Consider the following 22408-nt stretch of genomic DNA (forward strand, 5'->3'; position numbering starts at 1 on the left):
TTCTGGGAGGGTTCGTAACGTTTGCCTTCCGGCTCTCGCCGCTCTTGCGCGGCCCGCCGGTGGTGCACCATGGTGGCCGTCTCCTATTCATCAACCCCGGAAATCGTTGAGAATCGCCATGAGGCACCTTCAGGTAAAGGATTCCGCCGCGCTGCAGGCACAGCTCGACGAGACAGACCTCGCCATCGCCCACGCGCTCCAGATCGCGCCCCGCGCATCGTGGACGGCGATCGGCGAGGTACTGGGGCTGAGCTCGGTGACGGTCGCCCGCCGCTGGGGGCGGATCTCCGACCGGGGCCTGGCATGGGTGACGGCGACCGGCAGCCCCGCCCTGTGGCGGTCCCTGTGCAATGCCTTCATCGACGTGGACTGCGGGCCTTCCGCCCGGAGCGGCGTCGCGCTCGCGCTGGCCCGGGACCCGCGGACGAAGTCCGTCATGGAGCTGGCCAGCGGGCGCGACATCCACGTCAACGCCGTCACCCAGGACCTGCCCAGCCTGTCCCGCTTCATCCTGGACGGGGTGAGCCGGCTGCCGGGGGTGATACGGGTGAACACCCAGATCACCACGCGCATCCTCGTCTCCGGCAGCGACTGGCGGCTGGATGCGCTGTCTCGCGCGCAGCAGCTCCTGCTCCAGGCCGTCGCGGACGAGACCGCGCCCCGGCAGGCCGCCCCCGGGCCACTCAGCGGCCCGGACCGGGAGCTGCTGCTGGCCCTCGCCCCGGACGGCCGCCTGCCCGTCACCGATCTGGCCGAGCGCACCGGCACCAGCCAGACCGCCGTCCGACGGCGGCTGGCACGGCTGGAGCGTACGGGTGCCGTAGCCTTCCGCTGCGAGATCTCCCAGCACATCACGGGCTGGCCGGTCACCTCGCTCATGTGGGCCAAGGCTCCGGTCGCCCAGCGGCGGCGGATCTTCGAGCAGCTCGGACGGATACCTGACGTCCGGCTGCTGACCGCCACCAGCGGCGAGACGAACATGCTGCTCTCCACCTGGCTGCACTCGGTCGACAGCGCCCACGATCTGGAGGACCGGCTCGTCACAGGGTGCCCGGGGCTGGAGATCGCCGACCACGGCATCGTCCTGCGGACCAGGAAGCGGCAGGGATGGATCCTCGACGAGATGGGACGCCGCCTGGAGAGCGCGCCCATCGATCCCTGGTACGACGGGGACATCGCACCCCCGGCCCGCTGACGAGCCCGCGCCCGGCCGGCGGTGGCGCGACGCGTACCACGCATCCGCGCCCCGTCACCGGCCCACACGGCGGTGATCGCCCGGTTCAGCGGCATGGCGCTGGTGGGCAGTGGGTGCGCGACTTCGGCGGGATGGCCTGGAAGAAGGTCTTCGCCTAGCTTTTCGCGGTATGAGTCAGGCCCCCGGCAGCGCCTGGCGCAGGGGGCCTTCCTCATTCCCAGCCTCCACGCACCGGCAGGTCACGGTACGGCGCACAGCCGAGCGGTGAACCGAGGTACGCGCCGACTCCGTGCGGTCACCCTCGCCGAGGCCTGGGAGAGGCCACAGGGAGCCTGCGCCCGCAGAAGCCGGTGAGGCGGCCAGGAGCAGGAGCGGGCCGAACGGTGCCCTTGGACGCATGCCGCGAGAGAGGTTGACACGAACACGTCTACTTGTATGGTCTATACCAAAGAACTCACCGCTCCGCTTGCGGAGTTGGTCCCACTCGGCGTTTCCGCACGCCGACGAGGACGGTGAGTGCGCGTGGACCTTCGCGCCTCTTGGCCCCCCACCCAGAGGCCGTACCCCGGCATGTGCGGGCACCCCCCACATATGACCGCACATGCCCCGGGCGGCCTGATGTGAAGGAGTACGTATGCACGCCAGCAGGAAGACAGCGGCACTGATCGGTGCGGCCCTGGCCCCCGTCATCGCGATCAGCCTCCCCGCCGGTTCGGCGAGCGCCCACGGCTACATCTCGGATCCGCCCAGCCGGCAGGCCCAGTGCGCCGCGGGCACGGTGTCCTGCGGGGACATCACCTACGAGCCCCAGAGCGTGGAAGGCCCCAAGGGCCTGACCAGCTGCAGCGGCGGCAACAGCCGCTTCTCGGAGCTGGACGACGACAGCAAGGGCTGGGCCGTCACCTCGGTCCCGAAGAACACGACGTTCTCCTGGAAGCTCACCGCCCAGCACTCCACCAGCACCTGGGAGTACTACGCCGGCGGTCAGCAGATCGCGGTATTCGACGACGGCGGCGCGAAGCCGGGCGCCGTGGTGAACCACGACGTCGACTTCGGCGGCCTCACCGGGCAGCAGAAGGTGCTCGCCGTGTGGAACGTGGCCGACACCGACAACGCGTTCTACGCCTGCATCGACGTCAACGTCGGCGGCTGACACACCAAGTGGAGTGAGACCGGGAGGGGCTTTGCGTGAGAAGCCCCTCCCGAGCTCCGCGTCGAGCCCGGAGACGGCCCCCGCCATCGGCAGGCTCCCCCACCTCAGATCTGGTTCTCGCCGCCGTCGACGTACAGGTTGGCACCCAGCATGTAGGTGCTGTCCGCGGAGGCGAGGAAGGCCACTGCGGCGGCGACCTCCTCCGGACGTCCGACCCGGCCGATCGCGACCTTGGCGCCGATGTCCGCCTTGAACGCGGCCGAGTTCTCCTCGCCGACGAGTTCGGTGATGCCGGAGGTGTCGATCGGCCCGGGTGAGACCGCGTTGACGCGAATGCCCCGGCTGTTGAGTTCATTGGCCCAGGTCCGCGCGAAGGACCGGACAGCGGCCTTGGACGCCGCGTACGCCCCGAACGCCGGCGTGCCGTTGTCGGCGGCCGTGGAGGCATTGAGGATGACCGAAGCGCCGTGGTTGAGGAGCGGCAGTGCCTTCTGCACGGTCAGGAACGTCCCCTTGACGTTGACCTCGAAGATGCGGTCGAACTCCTCGCCGACGGTCTGCTCCAGTGTCGCGAACGAGGCAGTGGCCGCGTTGGCGAACAATACGTCCAGGCCTCGCCCCCGCTCACGTACCGCGTCGTACAGCCGGTCCAGATCGGCCGCGTTCGTGATGTCACCCGGCACCGCGGTGACAGCAGAGCCGATGGACTCGACGGCATCCTTCAGCTCGGCCTCACGCCGCCCCGTAATGAATACGTGCGCCCCTTCGGCCGCCAACCGTGTGGCAGTGGCCCGGCCGATCCCCCGCGTTCCGCCGCCCGTGACGACAGCCGTCCTGCCCTCGAGTGTTCCCATGCCTTGACCGCCTCCTCATTCTGTTCCGATCGGAACAGAACTCGACCGTAGCACTTCCGTTCCGATCGGTACAGAAAGGGTAGGATGGGAGGCGTGGAAGAGACACGCAAGGCACCGATCGGTAGGCCGCGGGGCTTCGACGCCGATGAGGCCCTGCAACGGGCCATGGTCCTCTTCTGGGAGCACGGCTACGACGGCGTCAGCCTCACCGACCTGACCCGTGCCATGGGAATCACCAAGACCAGCATGTACGCGGCCTTCGGCAACAAGGAGGACCTCTTCCGGAAGGCCCTGGAACGTTACGCCGAGGGCCCCGCCGCCTACAGCACCCGCGCACTGCGGGAGCCCACCGCCAGAGGGGTGGCCGCCGCCTACCTCACCGGCTCCATCGACGCCTCGACCCGGGCGGGCTGCCCGGCCGGATGCCTCGGCGTCCAGGGCTTCCTGGCCGAAGGACACCTCGGACCGGGCGCCGGTGAAGCGCTCGCCGCATGGCGCGACGACAGCCGGGCACAGCTTCGTGACCGCTTTCGACAAGCCATCGACGAAGGCGATCTGCCCGCCGGCACCGACCCGGAGACCCTGGCCCGCTACCTCATGACCATGGCGAACGGGATCGCGGTCCAGGCGGCCACGGGCGCCACCCGCGACGAACTCCAACGCGTCGCGGACGCCGCCCTCCACAGCTGGCCACCTGCCTGAGCTTGCTTCGGCCGTGTCCACCGAGGCGGGCGGCGGGCACCCGGTGACGCGGTGACCCGGTGACGCGCCACCGGCCGCCCCCACGGTGCGCGTCGCCCCTCTTCGGCGACATCGCGGCTCGGTAGTATCCGGAGTATGGCCATCAGACTGGAAAACGTCGGCATCGCCGTTCGCGACCTCGAAGCCACAATCTCCTTCTTCACCGACCTCGGTCTCACGGTCGTCGGCCGCGACACGGTATGCGGCGAGTGGACAGACACCGCCGTCGGCCTTGACGGCAATCACGCGAGGATCGCGATGCTCCAGACGCCGGACGGTCACGGTCGCCTTGAGCTCTTCGAGTACATCCACCCCGAAGCGATCGAGTCGAAGCCCACCCGTCCCAACGAGATCGGCATGCATCGCGTCGCCTTCTCGGTCGACGACATCGACAAGGCCCTTGAGACAGCGGCAAAGCACGGGTGCCATCCGCTGCGCGGTGTGGCGACCTATGAGGACGTCTACAAGCTCACGTACGTCCGCGGCCCCAGCGGCATCCTGGTGATGCTCGCCGAGGAGCTGAAGAAGACCTGACGCCCGACCGGCATAGGGCACCGTCACCGTGCTTACGCGATACATCAAACCCGGAACGACCGGACTGGAAGTCTCCGGCAGGATCCTCTACCGCGACGAGGACCAGGCGGTGGCCGGGCGTGTCCACGAGATCGCGGGCAAGCGGGGTCTGTCCCCGGCCCAGGTCGCCCTGGCCTGGGTCATGCGCAACCCGGCGGTGACCTCGCCCATCGTCGGGGTCACCAAGCCGGCCCAGCTGGCCGACGCGGTCGCCGCGGTCGCCGCGGTGGACATCGAACTTCGACGAGGCCGAGGCGGCCTACCTGGAGGGGCCCTACCAGCCGCATGCGGCCGCCTACTTGGAAGAGTCCTTCTACAAGTCGCGCCCTGTGGCGGGCTCCCGGTAGTAACGCACGGCCATCATGTCGTGTGGCGTGGCCACCGCGTGTCTGTTTCAGGCCAGTTGTCAGCGGTGATCCTCACCCGTAGGGCCCGCGCGGAGAAGAGACCTACAGGGCGCCGCCCCGTTCGCCGCCCCTGCCGCTGCCGCGCACACGGCACTGCATTGTCAGTGGCTGCTGCCATCATGCGCGCATGAACTCGGACGACCAGGAGAAGAAGGCTCTGTCGGCGTTCCTCGCAGCGCAGCGGGCCAGCGTGCTGGCCATTGTCGACGGCCTCGACACGCAAGCCCTGACCACGTCGGTCCTGCCCTCAGGCTGGACGCCTCTTGGGCTCATCGAACACCTGGGGCACGCGGAGCGGCACTGGTTCCAGGAGGTCGTCACCGGGGCGGCCGAGCCGTTGGCGTGGTCCGACGACCATGCCCCGTTGACGACGCCACGACCACCTGATCTGGTTTTCGCCTTCTACGACGCACAGTGCCGTCGCTCTGATGCCGTGATCGCCCGCACGCCGTTGTCGGCACCCCCACAGGGCCGTCACGCCGATCCCCTCGGGGACGAAGTCTCCGACCTGCGCGGGATCGTCCTGCACATGATCGAGGAAACCGCGCGTCACGCCGGCCATCTGGACATCGTCCGCGAACTCCTTGACGGACGGACGGACAGGACTCGGGCCCCGCTGAGTGCCGTCCCGGAGCCCCCGGCCCTGTGTGTTCAGCCCTTACGTTCGCAACAGGCCCTGGGAGTCGGCGACCCACTGCGTGAGGCTCTGCAGCAGCTGTCGGCCCGTCGGGTTCTGGTCGGACAGGATCGTGAGCTGGAAGACGTGCGGCATCGCCTCGTACACCTCGACCGACACCTTGCTTCCGGCGTCCGATGCCGCCTGTGCGAAACGCAGGGTGTCGTCCAGCAGTGCCTCCGCCGCTCCGACCGTCAGCAACAGCGGCGGGAGGCCGTCGAGAGCGCCATGGATCGGGGACTGCGGGGGCAGGTCGGGGCGGGCATCGGCGAGGTACTGGCCGATGAGGCGGGTGAGCAGGGTGCGGTCGACACCTGAGTCGTGAGCCGCGTTCTCGTCGATGGACCGGCTGGACAGGGTGAGATCGGTGATCGCGGAGTTGGCGATGACGGCGGCCGGGAGGGCGGTGCCGGACTCCTTCAGGGCGAGGAGGGCGGACAGCGACAGGGTGGCACCCGAGGACTCCGAGAAGATGACGATCCTCGCTGCGGGCACCCCCTGGTCGAGCAGGCTCCGGTAGACGGCGAGAACGTCGTCCAGTGGAGCCGGGTAGGGGTCGGCCGGTGCCAGGCGGTAGTGAACGACCAGTGTGGGGCGGGCGGTTGCCTGTGAGATCCGATGGGCCGTCAGGTTCATCAGCTCCGGCATCCGGTGCTCGAAGCCACCGCCGTGGACGTAGAGCACGACGCCCTCCTCCAGGGACGCCCCGCCCGCCGTCACCCAGACCGTGGGCACGCCCCCGCTCTCGGGTAGTACGGGACTCAGATCTGCGTCGGCGGGCAGTGCGAAGGACCGGTTCCCGAGGCCGGCCAGCTCCGCCATGACCGCGCCGGCGGCCGTGGTGGCGTCGGGCTCGGCGGGGATGCGGGTGATGTCCATGGTGCAGAGAACTATCAGCTGCTCTTCGGACACGGCAACGCATTTGGGAGACGCCCACGGGCACTCCCCCGGCGACACCCGCTGACGACACCCGCTGACGTCACCCGCAGATGTCACCCGCTGACGTCACCCGGGCAGGAGCTCGACGTAGCCGTCCGTTCCGTGCACGCGGATCCGCTGTCCGTCCCGGATCAGCCGCGTGGCCCCGTCCACGCTCACGACAGCCGGCAGACCGTACTCCCGGGCGATCACCGCGCCATGGGTCATCAGGCCGCCCACCTCCGTCACCAGGCCCGCGATGCCGACGAACAGCGGCGACCAGCTGGGGTCCGTGCAGACCGTGACCAGGATGTCCCCCGCCTCGAGGTCGGCCTGCGCCATGTCCAGGATCACGCGGGCCCGTCCCTCGACAGCCCCGGCGGACACCGCAAGCCCGGTCAGGGCGCCGGTCGGCACGTCGTCGCGCCGGTACGCACCGGAGAGGGCCTCGCCGTCCGAGGTGAGCACCCGGGGCGGGGTAAGTGCGTGGTACGAGCGGAACGCGTCCTTACGCCGCTGGATGAGCCGGTGATCCACCTGCTGCGACCGCACGGCGTCGTGGAACTCCTGGAACGTGAGGTGGAAGACGTCATCCTTCTCGGGAAGCACACCGGCCCGTACGAGGCGCTCGGCCTCCTCCGACAAGGCCTGCTTGTAGACGAAGTAGCGGCTTACGACTCCGTACTTCGGGTACTCCCGGTACCCGATGAAGCTGCGGACCCGGTCGATCATCCGCTTGGTCTCCTGGGCTTTCCTTTCCCCGTCCGGCAGGGCACGCAGACGTGCCAGCACGTCCTGTTCCTTCTTCCGCGCCTCCTGCCGCCCGTGCTCGAAGCGTCGCTGTGCGGCGCCCGGTCCGAAGTTCCTGACGTTGTCGAGGATCGCGGGTACGAGTGTGGTCGGGCGCTCCCGCCACCGTGGCCTCGTGATGTCGATCTCGCCCGCGCAGCGCATGCCGTACCGGTCGAGGTACGCCTGGATCGCGTCGTGTGCCTCGGTCCCGCCCCGGAGCTCTGCCAGATCGTCCAGGAACTCCTCATCCTCGACACCCCGCAGGAACTCCACCACGTCCGGATGCGGGCGGACGGCGTCCGCGACGTCGAGCAGTTCGAGTCCCATCTGCGAGGTGACGTTGCCGGGGGCGGACAGGGTGAGCGTGTCCGCCGTGTTCTTCTCGCCGAGCCACTCCAGCAGTGTGTCGTTGAGCCACCAGGTGGCTTCCATCCCCACCATGATCGCCTGAAGGCTCCGGGGTTCGGCGAGTACTCGCTTGTGCTCCTCGAAGGCCTCCAGCAGGAAGTCGAACAGTGCTGGTCCGGTCTTCGTCCTGATGTTGCGCTCCAGGGCGGCGACGGACGCCCGGCTGCGCTCGATCAGCTCGGCGACCATCGCCGGATCGGCCTCGGTCGGGGCGGACGGGAACGGTGGGGCCAACAGAATAGGGGGGACGAAAGCGTCGGTGCGGGCGATGACGGTCTCCAGCGCGTCCCTGACCAGCGGATCGCCTCTCCCCATGACATCCAGGAGGGCGGCGCGGCTCTCGGGCGAGGCAAGGCGCCGGGTGACGTCGACGAACAGCCTCCCGCCGGCCTCGTACATCGGTGCCATCGCTGTCAGCTGCCACACCGAGAGTCCCAGGGCCTTCATGGGGTCGGTCATCATCTGCGCATGACCGACGGAGACGTAGACGTGGCTCTCGTCGTCGGCCCGTTCGGGGATGGGGAACAGTGTGGTGATCGGCCGGCTCTGCACGATGTGGAAGTCCTCGTCGGCCAGACACCACTCGATGTCCTGGGGGCACCCGAAGCGTGCTTCGATCCGCCGCCCGAGCCGCACGAGCCGCACGGCCTGCTCGTCCGTCAGCGCCGGCTGTTCCCGCCGCCGCGCGTCGATCACCACTTCCTGCGTGCCGCCCGTCGGCAGGGCGTGAACGGCACGCTGTTTGACGGCGATCGTCCTGGCCACGACTCCGTCGCCTCGGACCGTGAAGATGTCCGGGTTGACCAGGCCGGAGACCAGGGACTCCCCCAGGCCGAAGCCCGCGTCCACGGTGGCGACCTTCCGGTTGCCCGTGACGGGGTCGGCCGTGAAGAGGATGCCGGATGCCTCCGGGAGGACCATCTGCTGTACGACCACGGCCATCTGGACCGTGCGGTGGTCGATGCCGTTCCGTCGGCGGTAGATCACAGCCCGCTCGGTGAACAGTGAGGCCCAGCACCGGCTGATGTGCCGGAGGACCGCCGTCGGCCCCACGACGTTCAGGTACGTGTCCTGCTGGCCGGCGAACGAGGCCGTCGGCAGATCCTCCGCCGTCGCACTGGACCGGACGGCGTAGGCGGCCTGCTCGCCGAGCCGGGAGAGCGCTCGGGTGACCGCCGCTGAGATGTCGTCAGGGATGACGGTCTCTTCGATGGTCCGGCGGATCTCCGCGCTGAGTGCCCGGATCTGCTCCCGGTCGTCCGGGTCCAGGCGCGACAGCCGATCGAGCCCGTCGAGCCGTTCATCGATCGCCGGTGCCTGCTCCATGATCCGCCGGAAGGCATCCGTCGTCACGCAGAAGCCGCCCGGCACCCGGATGCCTTCGATGCGCGACAGCCCTCCCAGGTGCGCGCCCTTGCCGCCGACGACGGCGGCCTGCGTCTCGTCGGCCTCTTGAAGGTCCCACACATACCGATCGTTCACCGTGATGCCTCCGAGACAGCTGTGGCCCATCGCGCCCATCTCTGCGACGGCGCGTTTGTGCAGGTGGTGGGCTTGGCCGACGATTGTGCGCCAGGACAGGGGCCTTGCCGCAAGCCCCCCTGTGCGCTATATCTTGATAGTGGCAAGGAGACCTCTCCTTGCCTTTGCCTTTTCGGCCCTCCTGATCCGACAGGTCGTTCACCGTGTGAAGGTTCGCTCCGGGATGGTCGGGTTCGTTGATCATGACTTGCGGGCCCTGCTTACGCGCGGGTAACTACATGCCTTATGAACCTCTTCAGCCGCAGCTCCCTGCTCCGTCGTCAGGAGCCCTCCATGGAGGAGCCCTCCTCCGCCCCGGCGGCCGCAACTGCTGCGGTTCTCCCCGATCCCGGCCTGGCGGCCCTCACCGGTGAGTGGATGATCGACCCCGCGCACAGCAGGATCGGCTTCTCCGTGCGGCACGCCATGGTGACGACGGTCCGCGGCGCGTTCCTGGAGTACGAGAGCCGCCTCTACTTCGACGGGCGCAACCCTGCGCGGTCCAGGGCGGAGATCTCCCTGGCCACGGCGAGCGTCGACACCGGGGTCGAGCAGCGTGACGCGCATCTGATCGGCCGCGACTTCCTGGACGCCTCGAAGCACCCGCACATCAGCTTCGCGAGTACCGCCGTACAGCTCATCGGCAAGGACGTCTACCGCATGACCGGCGACCTCACCATCCGGAGCATCACCCGGCCCGTGATCCTGGACCTCACGTACATCGGTCATGTCACCGATCCCTTCGGCTACGAGCGCGTCGGGTTCGACGGGACGACCACCATCAACCGTTCCGACTGGGGTCTGACCTACAACGCCCGTCTGGCCGAGGGCGGCGCCATGGTCAGCGAGAGGCTCCGTCTGCAGTTCGACATCGCCGCCATCCGCACCCCGCCGGCAGCCTGACGCTTCGTCAACTCAACGTGTCCGTACCGTCGGTGGGGGCCGCGCCGCCTCTGAAGGTGCGGCGGTACGCGCGTGGCGACACCCCCAGCGTCGCGTGGAAGTGCTGTCGCAGCGCGGTGCCGGTCCCGAATCCGGCGTCGGCGGCGATCCGGTCGACAGGCAGGTCTGTTTTCTCCAGCAACTGCCGTGCCCTGTCCAGGCGTTGCTGGGCGAGCCACTGCATGGGCGTGAGCCCGGCCTCCTGCCGGAAACGCCGGTTGAAGGTGCGCACGCTCATCGACGCGCGTTCGGCCAACGCGTCGAGCCTCAGGGGCTGTTCCAGGTGTCGTAGCGCGTACTCCCGGGCCGGGCCCGTCGAGCACCGCTCGGGCGGGGTGACCGGGCGTTCGATGTACTGGGCCTGACCGCCTTCCCGGTGCGGTGGTACGACGGTTCCGCGGGCGACCCTGTTGGCGACCTCGGCGCCGTGGTCCGTCCGGATCATATGGAGGCAGAGGTCGATGCCGGATGCCACTCCGGCAGAGGTGAGGACCCCTCGGTCATCGGTGTACAGCACATCGGCGTCCACCTCGATCTCCGGGTAGAGGCACCGGAACTCCTCGCAGGACTTCCAGTGCGTCGTGGCCCGCCGCCCCACCAGCAGCCCCGCCGCCGCGAGCACGAACGAGCCCGTGCAGATGGAGGCCACGCGCGCGCCGCGGGGGATCCGGGCCAGCGCCCGTTCCACATCGGCGTCGATCCGGCCGCGGTCCTGCGGCTCGTAGTCCTCCTCGGCGGCCGGTACGACGACGGTGTCCGCGCGCTCCAGCACTTCGGGGCCGAGGGCGACGTTGATGGTGAAGTCCGTGTCGGTCGGTACGACACCCGGCCGGGGTGTGCAGGTGACGACGTCGTACAGGGGCTCGCCCGACGCCGAGACCGCCTGCCCGAACAGCCGGTGCACGATCCCGAGCTCCATCGGCAGCAGGCCGGGCCGCACGAGCACCACCACCTGGTGTCTCGTCCGATTCATCGCGTTCACACCCCTCTCGCGGTCATGGCCAGATTCTTGCAGAAGTCGTCCATCTCGCCAGTGGTCGGTCTCCCGGGACCAGCGTGACGATCGAACGCATGGATGCAGTCAACGACAGGGACGCCCTCGACGGTCCCCCTCTCCGCGGCAGGCTGGGGCATCGCGCCTGGTGGGTGGCGGCTGCCGCGCTGCTCGCCATCGTCGTGGCCGGCGCCTTCTCGACCGTGCCCGGGCTGCTCACCGGCCCCCTGCACCGGGAGTTCGGATGGTCCCGAGGATCCATCGGTCTGGCCGCCTCGGTGAACATGGTTCTCTACGGCCTGACCGCCCCCTTCGCCGCCGCGCTCATGGACCGCTTCGGCATCCGACGCGTGGTGGTGGTCGCTCTTCCGGTCATCGCGTCGGGAGCCGCGCTCACCACGGTCATGACGACGTCGTGGCAGTTCACCCTGTACTGGGGCTTGCTCGTCGGGCTGGGCACGGGCTCCATGGCCACGGCCTTCGGCGCCACCGTCACCCAGCGCTGGTTCGTGCGGCGGCGCGGCCTGGTCACCGGTGTGCTGGCCTCGGGCAGCGTGTTCGGGCAGATGGTGTTCCTGCCCGCCCTGTCCTGGACCGTGGACCGTCACGGCTGGCGCCCGTCCCTCGTCACCCTCGCGCTCGCGGCGTGTGCCACAGCGCCGCTGATGTGGCTCGTACTGCGGGACCGCCCCGCCGATGTCGGCCATGAGCCCTACGGAGCCACCACCGGCCGTGCGCCGAAGCCCCTGGGCACCGGCAGCACGGCAGGCACAGGACGTGCGGCGAACACCGGCAGCACCCCGGGCCCCGTCCCCACCGGACCGGAGGGCCGCGCGGGCCGCAGGGCCGTCATGGTCCTGCGTGACGCGGCGGGGACCGGCCCCTTCTGGCTGCTGGCCGGTGCGTACGCCATCTGCGGGGCCTCCACCAACGGCATCATGTGGACCCACTTCACCCCGGCCGCCCACGACCACGGCATGCCGGCCACCACAGCGTCCTCCCTGCTGGCGGCGATCGGCGTCTTCAACGTGGTCGGCACCGTCGCGTCCGGCTGGGCCACGGACCGCGGTGACCCGCGGCGGCTGCTCGCGGTCTTCTTCGCCCTGCGCGGACTGCTGCTGATGTGCCTGCCCCTGCTGATGAGCGCCACGGTGCAGCCGTCGATGCTGGTGTTCGTCGTCGCCTTCGGCCTGCTCGATCTCGCGACCGTCCCGCCGGTCATCGCGCTGTGCCGTGAGTTCTACGGGGACGCCGGCGCCGTGGCCTTCGGCTGGGTCAGCGCCGCACACCAGGTCGGCGCCGCCGTGGCCGCCTACGGAGGGGGCGCCGCCCGCGACGCCTTCGGGACGTACGCCCCCGTCTGGATGGTGCTCGGCGCGCTGTGCGCGGGGGCCGCGCTGCTGTCGCTGCTCGTCCGGCGCGCCGCCCCGGAGGGCAGGACCGCCGGGCCGTGCCTATCCGCCGTAGACCACCTGTGACTCCGCGAGCGCGTCGGCGAAGTCATCGGCGAAGCGTACGGACTCGGCCGGGGTGAGGGTGGCGGTGGTCACCCGCACCCCGGGCGGGGACGCGATACGGAAGCGGGTGCCGGCCGCGGTCCACCAGCCGCGGGTGCGCAGGGCGTTGACGACGGCGGACTCGTCCCGGACGGGCACCCATGTGTTGAGGCCGCTCACCCCGTGGGACGCGATGCCGTGCTCCGCGAGCGCAGCACCCAGGGCTTCGCGGCGGGTGGTGTAGGTGCGGGCGGCCTCCGCCACCAGCCGGGTCACGGCCGGGTCGGTCAGCAGATCCCTGACGGTCACCTGGAGGATATGGCTGACCCAGCCTGAGGTGAGCAGCATCCGTCCGTCGTGACGCGCGAGGGTGACGGGGTCGCAGGCGAGGGCGGCCCAGCGCAGGTCGATCCCGAGGTGCTTGGACACCGTGCGCACATGGGCCCAGCGGGGCAGTCCGCCGGATGCGAGGGGTGCGGCGTCCGCGCCGGCGATCTCCGCGTTGTGGTCGTCCTCGACGACCAGTACGTCGGGGAAGTCGCCCAGCACGGCCAGGAGCGCGTCGCGGCGGCCCGGCGTGAAGCGCGCGCCGAGCGGGCACTGTCCGCGGGGGCTGCACACCAGGGCCCTGGCCCCCGCGCGCAGTGCGGTGCGCAGAGCCTCCGGGCGGATGCCCTCGTCGTCGACCGCGACCGGCAGCATGCGCAGGCCCAAGGCCGGTACGAGGTCGAGGAGATGGTGGAAGCCCGGGTCCTCGACGGCCACGGCGTCGCCGGGTCTGAGCTCGGTGGAGAGCAGTCTGGCGATGCAGTCCAGGGCGCCGTGGGCGAACGTCACCGATCCGGTGGGCACGTCGTCGCGGGCGAACCAGGTGCGGACGGCGTCCTCCAGCTCGTCGAACCGCGGAGCCGCACGGTGTGATCCGGCCACAGGTCCCAGGCTCGCGGGCGGGGTCAGCACCGGGAGGCAGGCGGGGTCGGGGTGTCCGCCGGCCAGGTCACGCAGGCCCGAGGGAACCCGGGGCGGCCGCCGTGAGGTGACGGCGGGGGCGGACGCCACCACTGTGCCTCCGCGTCCCAGGGTCACCACCATCCCGCGCCCGCGCAGCTCCTTGTAGGCCGCAGCGACGGTCCCGGCGCTGACACCCAGTGACTCGGCGAGACGCCGGACGGGAGGCAGCGAGGCTCCCGGCCGCAGCGTGCCGTCGGCCACCCGGCTCTCGACGGACGCCGAAATCTCTCTGGCCGTACCGCCCGCGATCCCATATTGTTCTGCCACAGAGAAGAGTTTGTACCGATACAAAATATCTGTCAAGGGGGGTCCTGATGGAACAGACGCCGAGCCGCGTGCCGTTCGCCCGGCGCCTGGCCGTACCGGGCGGCCGTGACGGGCGGCGCATGCTGGTGGTCGCCGTCATCGACAAGATCGGCACCGGCCTGTGGACGGGAGCGGCCACGCTCTACTTCCTCTACGTCGCGCACCTGACGGTCGCTCAGATCGGCGTCCTGATGGGGCTGTCCGGCATCCTCGGCATAGCCGGACCGCCGCTCGCGGGGCGGCTGGCCGACCGCTTTCCCGTGACCCGCATCCTGTTGGCGGCCCAACTGGCGCGGGGCGCGGCTCTGCTGGCCCTGCTCACGACGGACGACTACGTACTACTGGTGCTGTTCTCGGCGCTGGGCGCCCTGCCGGACCGCGCGTCGAGCGTTCTGACCAAGTTGTTCGCGGCGCGGGTCGCCGGCCCCCAACGCATCCGCTACCAGGCGATCCAGCGGACCGCCGCGAACATCGGGTGGGCCGTGGGAGCCGCGGGGGCCGCCGCCGCGCTCACCGTGGGAAGCACCGCGGCCTACCAGGTGCTGCTGCTCGCCAATGTCGCCTCGTACGCGATCATCGGGGTCCTCACCCTGCGGTGCGCGGAACCGAAGGCTCCCACCCGTGTCGTCACCGGGCAGGCCGCCGCCGACACGCACCGCGCCCACTCCGGCTCCCTTGTCCGCCCGACGACTCCCTGGCGGGACCGCCGCTACCTCGCGTTCACGGGGTCGGAGATCTGGCTGTTCCTGGACGACAGCATCCTCCAGGTCGGATTTCCGCTGTGGATCGTCCACGCGACCGCCGCGCCGGTCGGCCTTGCGCCACTGATCCTCGTCCTCAACAGTGTGCTGGTGATCGCGCTCCAGGTGCCCCTGTCCCGCTTCGGCGAGACGAGGGCGGCCGCCCGCAGGCTGCTCGTCCCGATCGGTGCCGCCTTCCTGACGGGCGGCGTGGCGCTCGCCGCCTCGGCGGGCGGCGGCCTCTGGTTCGCCACCGTAGCCGTCCTGCTCGCTGCCACCGCCTTCACGATCGCCGAGATCCTGCACTCCATCTCGTCCTGGGAACTCTCCATCGCGCTCGCGCCCGGGGAAGCGCAGGGCGCCTATCTCGGACTGCACGGTCTGGCCCAGTCCGGGCAGCGCAGCCTCGGCCCTGTCGTGGTCGGGGCCGCAGTGAGCGTGGGCCCGTTCGCCTGGCCGGTGCTCGGCGCCACACTCGTGATCGCCTGCCTAGCCCAGCACCGGCTGGTCAGGCCGTCCGCCGCCACCCCGGCCACCCGCGCCACGGCGGAGCACCTCACCGAGGAGCGCCCCGCCGCGGACCGGCCTGCCGCGGAGCGTCCTACCGCGGAGCCCGCCCGCCCTCCGGCCACGTCACCGCCGCCACGTGCGCACGGAAGCTGAGGGCTGGCCTGCCCGTCATCCGCTCGACCGTATCGGTGACGCGATCCTCCGCACCCTCCGCGATGGCCAGGTCCAGACCGGCGAGCACGGCCGCGAACTCCTCCGGGACACCGGCGGCGACCAGATGGTCACACATCTGCCCGTATGTGAGGCGCCGGTGCGCGGCCGGCCGCCCGGAGGCCTCGGCGACGAGGGCCGCCACCTCGTCGTAACTCAGCGCCTCGGGGCCGGTGATGACCAGATCCGTGTCGGGCGCCACCGCGTCGGTGAGCGCGCGTACGGCAACGGCCGCGATGTCCTCGGCGTCGACGAAGCCGACACGCCCGTCGCCCGTCGCGCTCGACATCACACCGTCCGTACGCAGGCCTTCGGCGTGCAGATGGCGCCCGGTGAAGTTCTGCATGAACCAGGAGGGCCGCAGGACGGCCCATTCCCCGAACAGCCCGTCGGCCAGCAGCGCGTGGACCCGCCCCACGCCCGGCCCTCCGAGCGGAATCGCCGAAGAGCTGAGCAGCACCACCCGCTTCACCCCTGCGGCACGGGCCTGCTCGAGGAAGGGCCGCATGGCGGTGGCAGGCTCGGGGTCACCGACCGGCGGTACGAGATACACGCGGTCGACCCCGTGCAGCGCGGGGCCATGAGTGGCAGTGTCGTACCAGTCGAAGCGCACGGTCCGCGCGCCGTCCGGCGGGCCGGGCGTGCGGGAGGCCGGAACGACGGCGTGCGCCCGCTCGGTGAGCTGCCGGGCGACCCGGCTTCCGGTGGTGCCGGTCGCGCCGGTGATCAGTGTGCGATGGTCCATGTCGCTCCTCATGAGGCGTCGAAGAACGTGACGTCGGCGAAGGCGTCGTCGGAGGGGGGTCCCATGATCGCGAGCGGGTTCCAGTAGTCGCGGTAACGGGTGATCCTGCCGCGCTTGACGGTGACCACGGCGACATAGGGCATCTCGTACGGGGCCCCGGTGGCGACGATGCGGCCCACCCCCCGCCATTCGGCGATGACGGTGTCCGGGTCCCGCAGCTCGTGGATCTCCAGCCCCATGACCTCGCGCAGGTCGATGGATTCCGGGTAACCGCGCATGTAGGCGGCGACGGCCTCCCTGCCCTCCAGCTTCGACGGAAATCCGGCCGGTGCGTAAGGGAACTCGAACAGCGTGTCGTCGTCGACCAGGGCGGTCCAGCCGTCGATGTCCTTGTCGAGCAGAAGCCGCAGGCTGTGGCGGTACAGGTCCGCCGGACCACGGGTGTCACTCATCGGAATCACCACCTCTAAGATATGGACTGCAAGTCCGTTTACCCTTGGAACCATACGGACCGTCGGTCCGGTTAGCAAATGGAGAGGCCATGTCCGAGCGCAAGCAGCGCGCCGACGCCACCCGTAACCGCGAGGCCGTCCTGGCGGCGGCCGACGCCCTCTTCGCGCGGAGCGAGAGCCCACGCAGCGTGTCCATGGACGAGATCGCGGCGGCGGCCGGGGTCGGCAAAGGCACGCTCTTCCGCCGTTTCGGCGACCGCACCGGACTGATCCAGGCCCTGTACGAGGCCCGTGTCCAGCCCCTGCGCGAGGCCGTGGAGTCAGGTCCGGCCCCCCTCGGCCCGTCGACGCCGCCCCTCGAACGCGTACCGGCTCTGCTGGACGCGATGCTCCGCTTCAAGATGGACAACCGCCATCTCTCCATGGCCCTGGAGGAGGCGGGCAGTGGCAGCCCCTACGCCGCGGGGCACTACACGCGGTGGCACAGCGACCTGGAGGAGATGCTCCGGCAGATTCCGGCCACCGCCACCACCGCCGGCTTCACAGCACACGCCCTCCTGGCCGCGACCCGCGCCGACCTGGTGGAACATCTGCTGGGCGAACAGCAGATGACGCCCGAGCAGGTGCGGCAGGGCCTGGCCGGCCACATCGCGAGGGTCCTGGGAGACCACGGAAACGACTGACCGCCCGAACACGCCGGTGGTTTCCACGGACGGCGGACACCCCCCGTGGATCACCCGGGGTACCGTGGCCGAACACGAGTCCTACCGAGCCGTTTTGGCCTCCACGAGGTGACGAGCGATGAACGAGTACCCACTGCCCACGCCCCATCCCACGAGTGCCCATCCCGCTCGTGTCTACAACGTCTGGCTGGGCGGCAAGGACCACTATCCGGTGGACCAGGAGGCGGCCGAGCTCGCCGCGGTGGCGAACCCGACCATCGTGCCCTCGGTCCGGGCCAACCGTGCCTTCCTCGGCCGCGCCGTACGTCACCTCTCGGCGGCCGGGATCCGTCAGTTCCTGGACATCGGCACCGGCATTCCCGCCGCGGAGAACACCCACGAGGTCGCCCAGCGGGCCGCTCCCGAGTCGCGGGTCGTGTACGTAGACAACGACCCCATCGTGCTCACCCATGCCCGGGCGCTGCTGGTCAGCGGCCCCGACGGCCACACCGACTACGTGCAGGCCGACGCGCGTGATGTGGACACGATTCTCGCCGAGGCCTCGCGCACGCTGGATCTGGACCGGCCGGTCGCCCTGATGCTGGTGGCGATCATGCAGTACATCAAGGACACGGAGGACCCGTGGGACATCGTCCGGCGCCTGCTGGACCGCCTCGCCCCGGGCAGCTATCTGGTCCTGTCCCACCCGGCCGCCGACGTCACGGCCCCCGAAGTCGCCGAATCCATGCGGATCTACAACGAGCGCGCCGCCAGCCACGCCTCCGCCACCCCGCGCACCCAGAAGGAAGTGGAACGCTTCTTCGACGGCCTGGAGATCCTGGAGCCGGGCGTGGTCACCCTGACCCGCTGGCGTCCCGAGCCGTCCGACGGCACGGACGACACCCTGCCCATGTGGTGCGCAGTCGCCCGCAAGCCGTAACCGGCGTACGGAACACCCCCTAGGTGGCGCTGCGCTTGCTCGCCTCCCGCAGTCCGTGGTCCACGGCACGGTCGAAGGCGGGGTCCTGCGCGTCGGCCGTGCTGCCCGGCCGTCCGGCGCGCAGGAGTTCGCGCCAGTGCTCCTGGCTCCAGTCCGCCGGGGCCGAGGTACGCACGAAGTCCTCGATCAGCGCGCGGAACCGGGCGGGGTCGTTGTGGAAGGGGAAGTGGCCGGCGCCCTCGAAGATCTCCAGGCGGCTGCCCGGCATGGCCGCGTGGGCGGCGTAGGCGTGGTGCACGCGGACGACGCTGTCGCGTGAGCCCCACAGCAGGAGCGTGGGCATGCCCTGGGCCAAGTAGCAGCGGTCCAGCATCGTGACCACCTGGCCCCGCCAGTCCACCACCGCCCTCAGCGTGCTGATGAACGCGCTGCGGGACGTCGCATCGGGAAGGGCGTCCACGAGGCCGAGCAGCTCATCCGCGTCCTGCCCGAGGTCGGTGTCGAGCAGCTTGATCAGCCGTGTGAAGAGGCCCACCTGACTGCGCATACCGGGCAGACGCAGCGTGGACAGCATCAGGTCGGCGCCCGGGAGGGACACGGCTCGCAGGACGGGGTTGACGTCCCGCCCCACGCCACCCGCGCTCACCAGGACCAGCCGGTCGGTGCGTTCGGGGTACTGGTACGCGAACTGCATCGCCACACCGCCGCCGAGCGAATGGCCGACCAGGGTGGCGCGTTCGATGCCCAGGACACCCAGGAGGTCGCGGATGCCGTTCGCGTAGGCGGCCACCGAGTAGTCGGCCCTCGGCTTGTCCGAGGCACCGTGGCCGAGGAGGTCGGGGGCGATCACGGTGTGATGGCGGGCCAGCTCGGGAATCACCTCGGCCCAGGTCTCGGAGGAGTCCCCGATGCCATGGATGAGCAGGATGGCGGGCCCCTCCCCCGCGATCCGGTACGCACGGCGGTAGCCGTGAATGGTCCGGTGGGACACCTCCACACCGTGCTCGGCCCGTTGTCCGCGTGCTGGCGTGCCGGCCACGTCACCGCCTCCGTCCGCTGCTCCGACGATTCCCGAGCGAGCGTAGAAAGCCCCCGCGCCCGGAGCGTTGCCGGGGCGTTTCGGACGGCGCCCGGGTGGGACCGCAATGACCGCGAGCCGCCCCGGCATTCGTAACACGCGGGGGACGGTCACTCCGGCAGACGCGCCCTGTGATCATCTGCGTCCGCGGCGGGGCCCGGCAGCAGATGGGCCTGGTAGAGCGCGGGGCCACCGCGTCCTGGCAGCAGGGAAACGCTCCGGGAGCCACCATCGGCCGGGGGCGGCGTGCCCTCGCCTGCCATGCCGCCCCCAGTCGCCGTGCCGTCACCGTTCGCCATGCCGTCCCCAGGCGCCGTGCCGTCCCCGGCTGTCAGGACGGCCGTCGGTACGTGGCGGGCGAGGGCGCGGAGGGCTTCGGGGGTGATGCACGCGTCGTGCCCGGCGGTCTGGCGTGAGGCACAGCCGGAGTAGTAGGCGATCGGCACGGCGTTCTCCCCGCTGACCACGCACGGTGGACGTACGCCCAGCCGGTGCAGCTCCCCGGCGACCGCGGCGAACTCCGTGCTCGTCGCATGGCTGGTGCGGATCACATGGCTGAGCACGGACAGTTGGACGGTCAGATGCGCGGCCAGCACCAGGGCCAGCGCGGCCGTGCCCACGCGGCGTCGGGCGCGCCGTACCCGGGCGAAGAGGTACGCCACGTATTCGGCGACCGGCACCGCGAGCAGGGCGTACGCGGGGAGCAGGAAGCGGGGTGCGGCGTATTCGACCAGGAAGAGATACGGAAGGGCCATCGAGACCCCCGTCACGGTCGCCAGCAGTGCCGCGGTCCCCCGGCCCGCACGCCGGGCCGCCGCGATCCCGCCGACCGTGAGGAAGGGCAGGGCCACCCACCACACCGAGGTGCCGGGGCTCTCCCAGCCGATGTCGCAGGGGCGGCACAGGGTCCGGCCCGCGAGCGCGCGCAGATGGTCGTCGACGGCGACGTTCCAGCCGAGCCCGCCCTGGATCTCGCCCGCCCGGTGCAGCCGGGCACCGAGGCCCCCGTAACGGGCGTACGCCTCGGCCACCCAGGGTGTGCAGCCGGCCACGAGCCCGCCGACGAGTGAGGCGCACAGGCGTGGCCGGCGGCGGCCGGGCACCAGGGTGACGGCGAGGGCCAGCGGCAGTGCGAGCCAGAATCCGTCGGCCGGCCGCATCAGAGCGACCAGCGCCACGGCCGCCCCGGATCCGGCCACCGCCGACGGCCCGGCGGCACGGCGTATGGCCGTCACCACCCAGCCGGTCGCGGCCAGGGCGCCCAAGGCGCACCACAGGTTGGGCATGGCCGCCGGGCCGTAGAAGAGGGTCGGCCACAACCCCGCGAACAGGGCGCCCGCGCCTGCGAGTACGGGCGGTGGCAGCACTCTGCGCCACACCCGCAGGGCAAGGAACAGAGCGGCGGCGGACAGCAGGGCGAGATAGACCCGCAGTGCGGTGGTGGATGTGGTGAGCGCCGCGGCGGGGGCCACCAGGTAGGAGATCCCACGGGCGCGGGGCGCGCTGAAGAAGGCGGAGGGGGCGTTGCCGCCGACCTGGCTGACGTAGACGGTCTCGTCCCACCCAAGACCTGAACCCGGTACGACGATGGCCAGTTGGACGGCGGCGAAGAGCACGGCAACCGCCACCGGCCAGAACAGCGCTCCAGATGCCCACCGACTCCCCAGGACGGCCTCGGCCTCGGCCTTCCAGACGGCCTCGAACTTGCGGACGGGGCGCGGGGCCGACTTCAGTGGCGGCTCCGGCGCCGGCTTCTGCGCCTGCTTCAGTGGCGGGCTGTCCTGCATGGCCGCTCCTCTCCTCAGCGGGGTGCCGCTGGGCGGAGGTGTGCGGCCTTGGTCAACGAGCCAGGGGTGCGGGGAGTCACCGGCGGGCCATGACCGGCTGGGTGACCGGCTGCCACTGGTCGCGGACGGAGCGGTACGCCCTGGCTGTCAGTCCATGCCCTTCTTGCCCGGCGTCCAGAACGGCTTGGTCAGGACCGAGCGCCGGTCCCACCCTGCCTCCTGGAGCACCCGCCGCACTGCTTGCACGTCCCGTGCCTCCCCGGCGACATACGCGATTCCGCCGGGCTCGGGGGCAAGACGGCGTACCGCGTCCGGCAGTGATATCTCGCCCCGGATTATCCAGTCGAGCCGATCGCCGCCCGCCAGGGGCAGCCGGTCCGCAGCTGTCGCCGTCTCGACGCACCCGGAGACGACGGCTTCCTCGGGCAGTGCCGCGAGCATCGCACCGAACGCGACCGAGGCCGTCTCGTCGCCGACGAAAAGGTGTCGGACGGCGTCGGGACGCAGCGTGAACGTGCCTTCGGGACGCCGCAGCCGCACCTGTTCGCCTGGTGCGACGGTGCGCCCCCATTGGGCGCCCGGTCCGCCCGCGGTGTGGTCCAGTACGCACAACTCGACGCCGCCGGACGGGTCGTAGTGCCAGACCGAGTACGTACGGAGAGTGAGTCCGCCGCCGACCAGGACTCGCACCTGCTGGCCCGGCCGGACCTCCAGCCCTGCCAGTTGTCCGCCGTCAATACGCAGCCGACGCATCCGGGCGGTGACCTGCTCGACCTCGGTGACGGTGCCGCGCACGGTCAGAAGGTCGAGGACGGGGTTCAGGACAGCGGGCATGAAGGGCTCCTCAACGGGGCGGAGTTGTCGTACTTGGCGAAGTCTTAACGCGATAGTACGCGTTTTCGAGAGATCGCGATAGTGCGCGTTTGGGTGGGGTTGCCGTAACCGGCGATCACGGCCGCCGTCGCCGGTTACGGCGACCGTGCGCAGGACCGGACCCACACCTGAGGTCGGGCCCGCCCGGTGCGGCGGGAGCGAGACAGCCACGCCAAGGGCGAGGGCCGGCGGAGATGAACAGGAGTCAGCAGGCATTCATCCGCTACGGAGCCTCTGCATCACGTCGAAGCGGTTCGCTTCGACGTGATGCAGAACGAGGACGGCCTACACGATCACGGTTGCGCGGCGCGGGCAGCAGCGCGCACGGTCCGACCAGGACCCACAAGGCGACGAGCGTGGCGATCGCGCACTCACCGCGGGCGCCGATCGTCGCCTGCGCCCGCGGTGAGCGCCTTGTGACGGC

General features: G+C 70.6%; 20 protein-coding genes and 1 pseudogene. 11 read left to right on the plus strand and 10 right to left on the minus strand.

Annotated elements, in window-relative coordinates; genetic code table 11:
* The first annotated feature begins 118 nt into the window (after positions 1-118).
* Together OG623_RS03905 and OG623_RS03910 are read left to right on the plus strand one after the other, a co-directional pair.
* Entirely contained in the window at positions 119-1195 is a 1077-nt protein-coding gene (locus OG623_RS03905) for an Lrp/AsnC family transcriptional regulator (RefSeq protein WP_406144296.1), read from the plus strand.
* Positions 1196-1829: 634 nt separating this feature from the next.
* Positions 1830-2348 (plus strand): lytic polysaccharide monooxygenase auxiliary activity family 9 protein, encoded by a 519-nt coding sequence (locus OG623_RS03910; RefSeq protein WP_406144297.1) that lies wholly within the window; start codon positions 1830-1832, stop codon positions 2346-2348.
* A 104-nt stretch (positions 2349-2452) separates the two neighbouring features.
* Here OG623_RS03910 and OG623_RS03915 read toward each other — a convergent pair whose 3' ends face one another.
* Positions 2453-3202, minus strand: a complete 750-nt coding sequence (locus OG623_RS03915) for an SDR family NAD(P)-dependent oxidoreductase (protein ID WP_406144298.1) — start codon at positions 3200-3202, stop codon at positions 2453-2455.
* A gap of 84 nt (positions 3203-3286) precedes the next feature.
* Here OG623_RS03915 and OG623_RS03920 point away from each other — a divergent pair, with 84 nt between their 5' ends.
* The 4 genes and pseudogenes from OG623_RS03920 to OG623_RS03935 form a co-directional block, all read left to right on the plus strand.
* A complete protein-coding gene (locus OG623_RS03920; RefSeq protein ID WP_406144300.1) occupies positions 3287-3904 on the plus strand; it encodes a TetR/AcrR family transcriptional regulator in 618 nt (205 codons plus the stop codon).
* Positions 3905-4039: 135 nt separating this feature from the next.
* Positions 4040-4477: a VOC family protein gene (locus OG623_RS03925; protein WP_406144302.1), complete on the plus strand. Its 438-nt coding sequence runs from the start codon at positions 4040-4042 to the stop codon at positions 4475-4477.
* 109 nt (positions 4478-4586) lie between these two features.
* Positions 4587-5054: an aldo/keto reductase gene (locus OG623_RS03930; protein WP_406151670.1), complete on the plus strand. Its 468-nt coding sequence runs from the start codon at positions 4587-4589 to the stop codon at positions 5052-5054.
* Positions 5051-5503, plus strand: a pseudogene (locus OG623_RS03935) (DinB family protein); the annotation flags it as partial. The gene OG623_RS03930 and the pseudogene OG623_RS03935, both read left to right, overlap by 4 nt.
* A gap of 78 nt (positions 5504-5581) precedes the next feature.
* Here the strand turns inward: OG623_RS03935 and OG623_RS03940 are convergent.
* Together OG623_RS03940 and rph are read right to left on the minus strand one after the other, a co-directional pair.
* A complete protein-coding gene (locus OG623_RS03940) occupies positions 5582-6511 on the minus strand; it encodes an alpha/beta hydrolase fold domain-containing protein (RefSeq protein ID WP_406144303.1) in 930 nt (309 codons plus the stop codon).
* Positions 6512-6604: 93 nt separating this feature from the next.
* On the minus strand, positions 6605-9199 hold the full coding sequence (gene rph / locus OG623_RS03945; RefSeq protein WP_406144305.1) for a rifamycin-inactivating phosphotransferase: 2595 nt from the start codon (positions 9197-9199) through the stop codon (positions 6605-6607).
* A gap of 285 nt (positions 9200-9484) precedes the next feature.
* Here rph and OG623_RS03950 point away from each other — a divergent pair, with 285 nt between their 5' ends.
* On the plus strand, positions 9485-10141 hold the full coding sequence (locus OG623_RS03950; RefSeq protein WP_406144307.1) for a YceI family protein: 657 nt from the start codon (positions 9485-9487) through the stop codon (positions 10139-10141).
* A gap of 7 nt (positions 10142-10148) precedes the next feature.
* Here OG623_RS03950 and OG623_RS03955 read toward each other — a convergent pair whose 3' ends face one another.
* Positions 10149-11153, minus strand: coding sequence for a GlxA family transcriptional regulator (locus OG623_RS03955; protein WP_406144308.1), 1005 nt, complete (start codon positions 11151-11153; stop codon positions 10149-10151).
* A 98-nt stretch (positions 11154-11251) separates the two neighbouring features.
* On the opposite strand from OG623_RS03955, the gene OG623_RS03960 reads away from it, so the two are divergent.
* Positions 11252-12652 carry an MFS transporter gene (locus OG623_RS03960; protein ID WP_406144309.1) on the plus strand — a complete coding sequence of 467 codons (1401 nt, stop codon included), beginning with the start codon at positions 11252-11254 and terminating at the stop codon, positions 12650-12652.
* Here OG623_RS03960 and OG623_RS03965 read toward each other — a convergent pair.
* Positions 12629-13948: an aminotransferase class I/II-fold pyridoxal phosphate-dependent enzyme gene (locus OG623_RS03965; RefSeq protein WP_406144311.1), complete on the minus strand. Its 1320-nt coding sequence runs from the start codon at positions 13946-13948 to the stop codon at positions 12629-12631. The two genes, OG623_RS03960 and OG623_RS03965, sit on opposite strands and share 24 nt — an antisense overlap.
* Positions 13949-13995: 47 nt before the next feature.
* Here OG623_RS03965 and OG623_RS03970 point away from each other — a divergent pair, with 47 nt between their 5' ends.
* Entirely contained in the window at positions 13996-15390 is a 1395-nt protein-coding gene (locus OG623_RS03970; protein ID WP_406144312.1) for an MFS transporter, read from the plus strand.
* Here OG623_RS03970 and OG623_RS03975 read toward each other — a convergent pair.
* Both OG623_RS03975 and OG623_RS03980 read right to left on the minus strand, forming a co-directional pair.
* Complete coding sequence (locus OG623_RS03975; RefSeq protein ID WP_406144314.1) at positions 15329-16192, minus strand: NAD(P)H-binding protein; 864 nt, start codon at positions 16190-16192, stop codon at positions 15329-15331. The genes OG623_RS03970 and OG623_RS03975 overlap by 62 nt on opposite strands.
* An 8-nt stretch (positions 16193-16200) precedes the next feature.
* The gene (locus OG623_RS03980; RefSeq protein ID WP_406144316.1) at positions 16201-16644 is read right to left on the minus strand and encodes a nuclear transport factor 2 family protein; all 444 of its coding nucleotides are present in this window, start codon (positions 16642-16644) and stop codon (positions 16201-16203) included.
* An 89-nt stretch (positions 16645-16733) separates the two neighbouring features.
* On the opposite strand from OG623_RS03980, the gene OG623_RS03985 reads away from it, so the two are divergent.
* Both OG623_RS03985 and OG623_RS03990 read left to right on the plus strand, forming a co-directional pair.
* On the plus strand, positions 16734-17327 hold the full coding sequence (locus OG623_RS03985) for a TetR/AcrR family transcriptional regulator (protein WP_406144317.1): 594 nt from the start codon (positions 16734-16736) through the stop codon (positions 17325-17327).
* A gap of 118 nt (positions 17328-17445) precedes the next feature.
* A complete protein-coding gene (locus OG623_RS03990; RefSeq protein ID WP_406144319.1) occupies positions 17446-18246 on the plus strand; it encodes an SAM-dependent methyltransferase in 801 nt (266 codons plus the stop codon).
* A 19-nt stretch (positions 18247-18265) separates the two neighbouring features.
* On the opposite strand, the gene OG623_RS03995 is transcribed toward OG623_RS03990, so the two are convergent.
* From OG623_RS03995 to OG623_RS04005, 3 genes are all read right to left on the minus strand, one after another.
* Complete coding sequence (locus tag OG623_RS03995) at positions 18266-19285, minus strand: alpha/beta fold hydrolase (protein WP_406144321.1); 1020 nt, start codon at positions 19283-19285, stop codon at positions 18266-18268.
* 149 nt (positions 19286-19434) lie between these two features.
* Positions 19435-21111 (minus strand): hypothetical protein, encoded by a 1677-nt coding sequence (locus OG623_RS04000; protein ID WP_406144323.1) that lies wholly within the window; start codon positions 21109-21111, stop codon positions 19435-19437.
* A gap of 147 nt (positions 21112-21258) precedes the next feature.
* Positions 21259-21945 (minus strand): siderophore-interacting protein, encoded by a 687-nt coding sequence (locus tag OG623_RS04005; protein WP_406144325.1) that lies wholly within the window; start codon positions 21943-21945, stop codon positions 21259-21261.
* Positions 21946-22408: the final 463 nt, after the last annotated feature.

The sequence above is a fragment of the Streptomyces sp. NBC_01012 genome, assembly GCF_045162755.1.
Lineage (GTDB): Bacteria > Actinomycetota > Actinomycetes > Streptomycetales > Streptomycetaceae > Streptomyces.

What these genes read in the sequence shown, in the direction of transcription:
- OG623_RS03990 (WP_406144319.1), top strand. Translation starts at nt 17,446, where the DNA reads ATGAACGAGTACCCACTGCCCACGCCCCATCCCACGAGTGCCCATCCC.
- OG623_RS04000 (WP_406144323.1), bottom strand. Translation starts at nt 21,111, where the DNA reads ATGCAGGACAGCCCGCCACTGAAGCAGGCGCAGAAGCCGGCGCCGGAG.
- OG623_RS03925 (WP_406144302.1), top strand. Translation starts at nt 4,040, where the DNA reads ATGGCCATCAGACTGGAAAACGTCGGCATCGCCGTTCGCGACCTCGAA.
- OG623_RS03920 (WP_406144300.1), top strand. Translation starts at nt 3,287, where the DNA reads ATGGGAGGCGTGGAAGAGACACGCAAGGCACCGATCGGTAGGCCGCGG.
- OG623_RS03975 (WP_406144314.1), bottom strand. Translation starts at nt 16,192, where the DNA reads ATGGACCATCGCACACTGATCACCGGCGCGACCGGCACCACCGGAAGC.
- OG623_RS03980 (WP_406144316.1), bottom strand. Translation starts at nt 16,644, where the DNA reads ATGAGTGACACCCGTGGTCCGGCGGACCTGTACCGCCACAGCCTGCGG.
- OG623_RS03960 (WP_406144309.1), top strand. Translation starts at nt 11,252, where the DNA reads ATGGATGCAGTCAACGACAGGGACGCCCTCGACGGTCCCCCTCTCCGC.
- OG623_RS03905 (WP_406144296.1), top strand. Translation starts at nt 119, where the DNA reads ATGAGGCACCTTCAGGTAAAGGATTCCGCCGCGCTGCAGGCACAGCTC.
- OG623_RS03985 (WP_406144317.1), top strand. Translation starts at nt 16,734, where the DNA reads ATGTCCGAGCGCAAGCAGCGCGCCGACGCCACCCGTAACCGCGAGGCC.
- OG623_RS04005 (WP_406144325.1), bottom strand. Translation starts at nt 21,945, where the DNA reads ATGCCCGCTGTCCTGAACCCCGTCCTCGACCTTCTGACCGTGCGCGGC.
- OG623_RS03970 (WP_406144312.1), top strand. Translation starts at nt 13,996, where the DNA reads ATGGAACAGACGCCGAGCCGCGTGCCGTTCGCCCGGCGCCTGGCCGTA.
- OG623_RS03910 (WP_406144297.1), top strand. Translation starts at nt 1,830, where the DNA reads ATGCACGCCAGCAGGAAGACAGCGGCACTGATCGGTGCGGCCCTGGCC.
- OG623_RS03955 (WP_406144308.1), bottom strand. Translation starts at nt 11,153, where the DNA reads ATGAATCGGACGAGACACCAGGTGGTGGTGCTCGTGCGGCCCGGCCTG.
- OG623_RS03915 (WP_406144298.1), bottom strand. Translation starts at nt 3,202, where the DNA reads ATGGGAACACTCGAGGGCAGGACGGCTGTCGTCACGGGCGGCGGAACG.
- OG623_RS03950 (WP_406144307.1), top strand. Translation starts at nt 9,485, where the DNA reads ATGAACCTCTTCAGCCGCAGCTCCCTGCTCCGTCGTCAGGAGCCCTCC.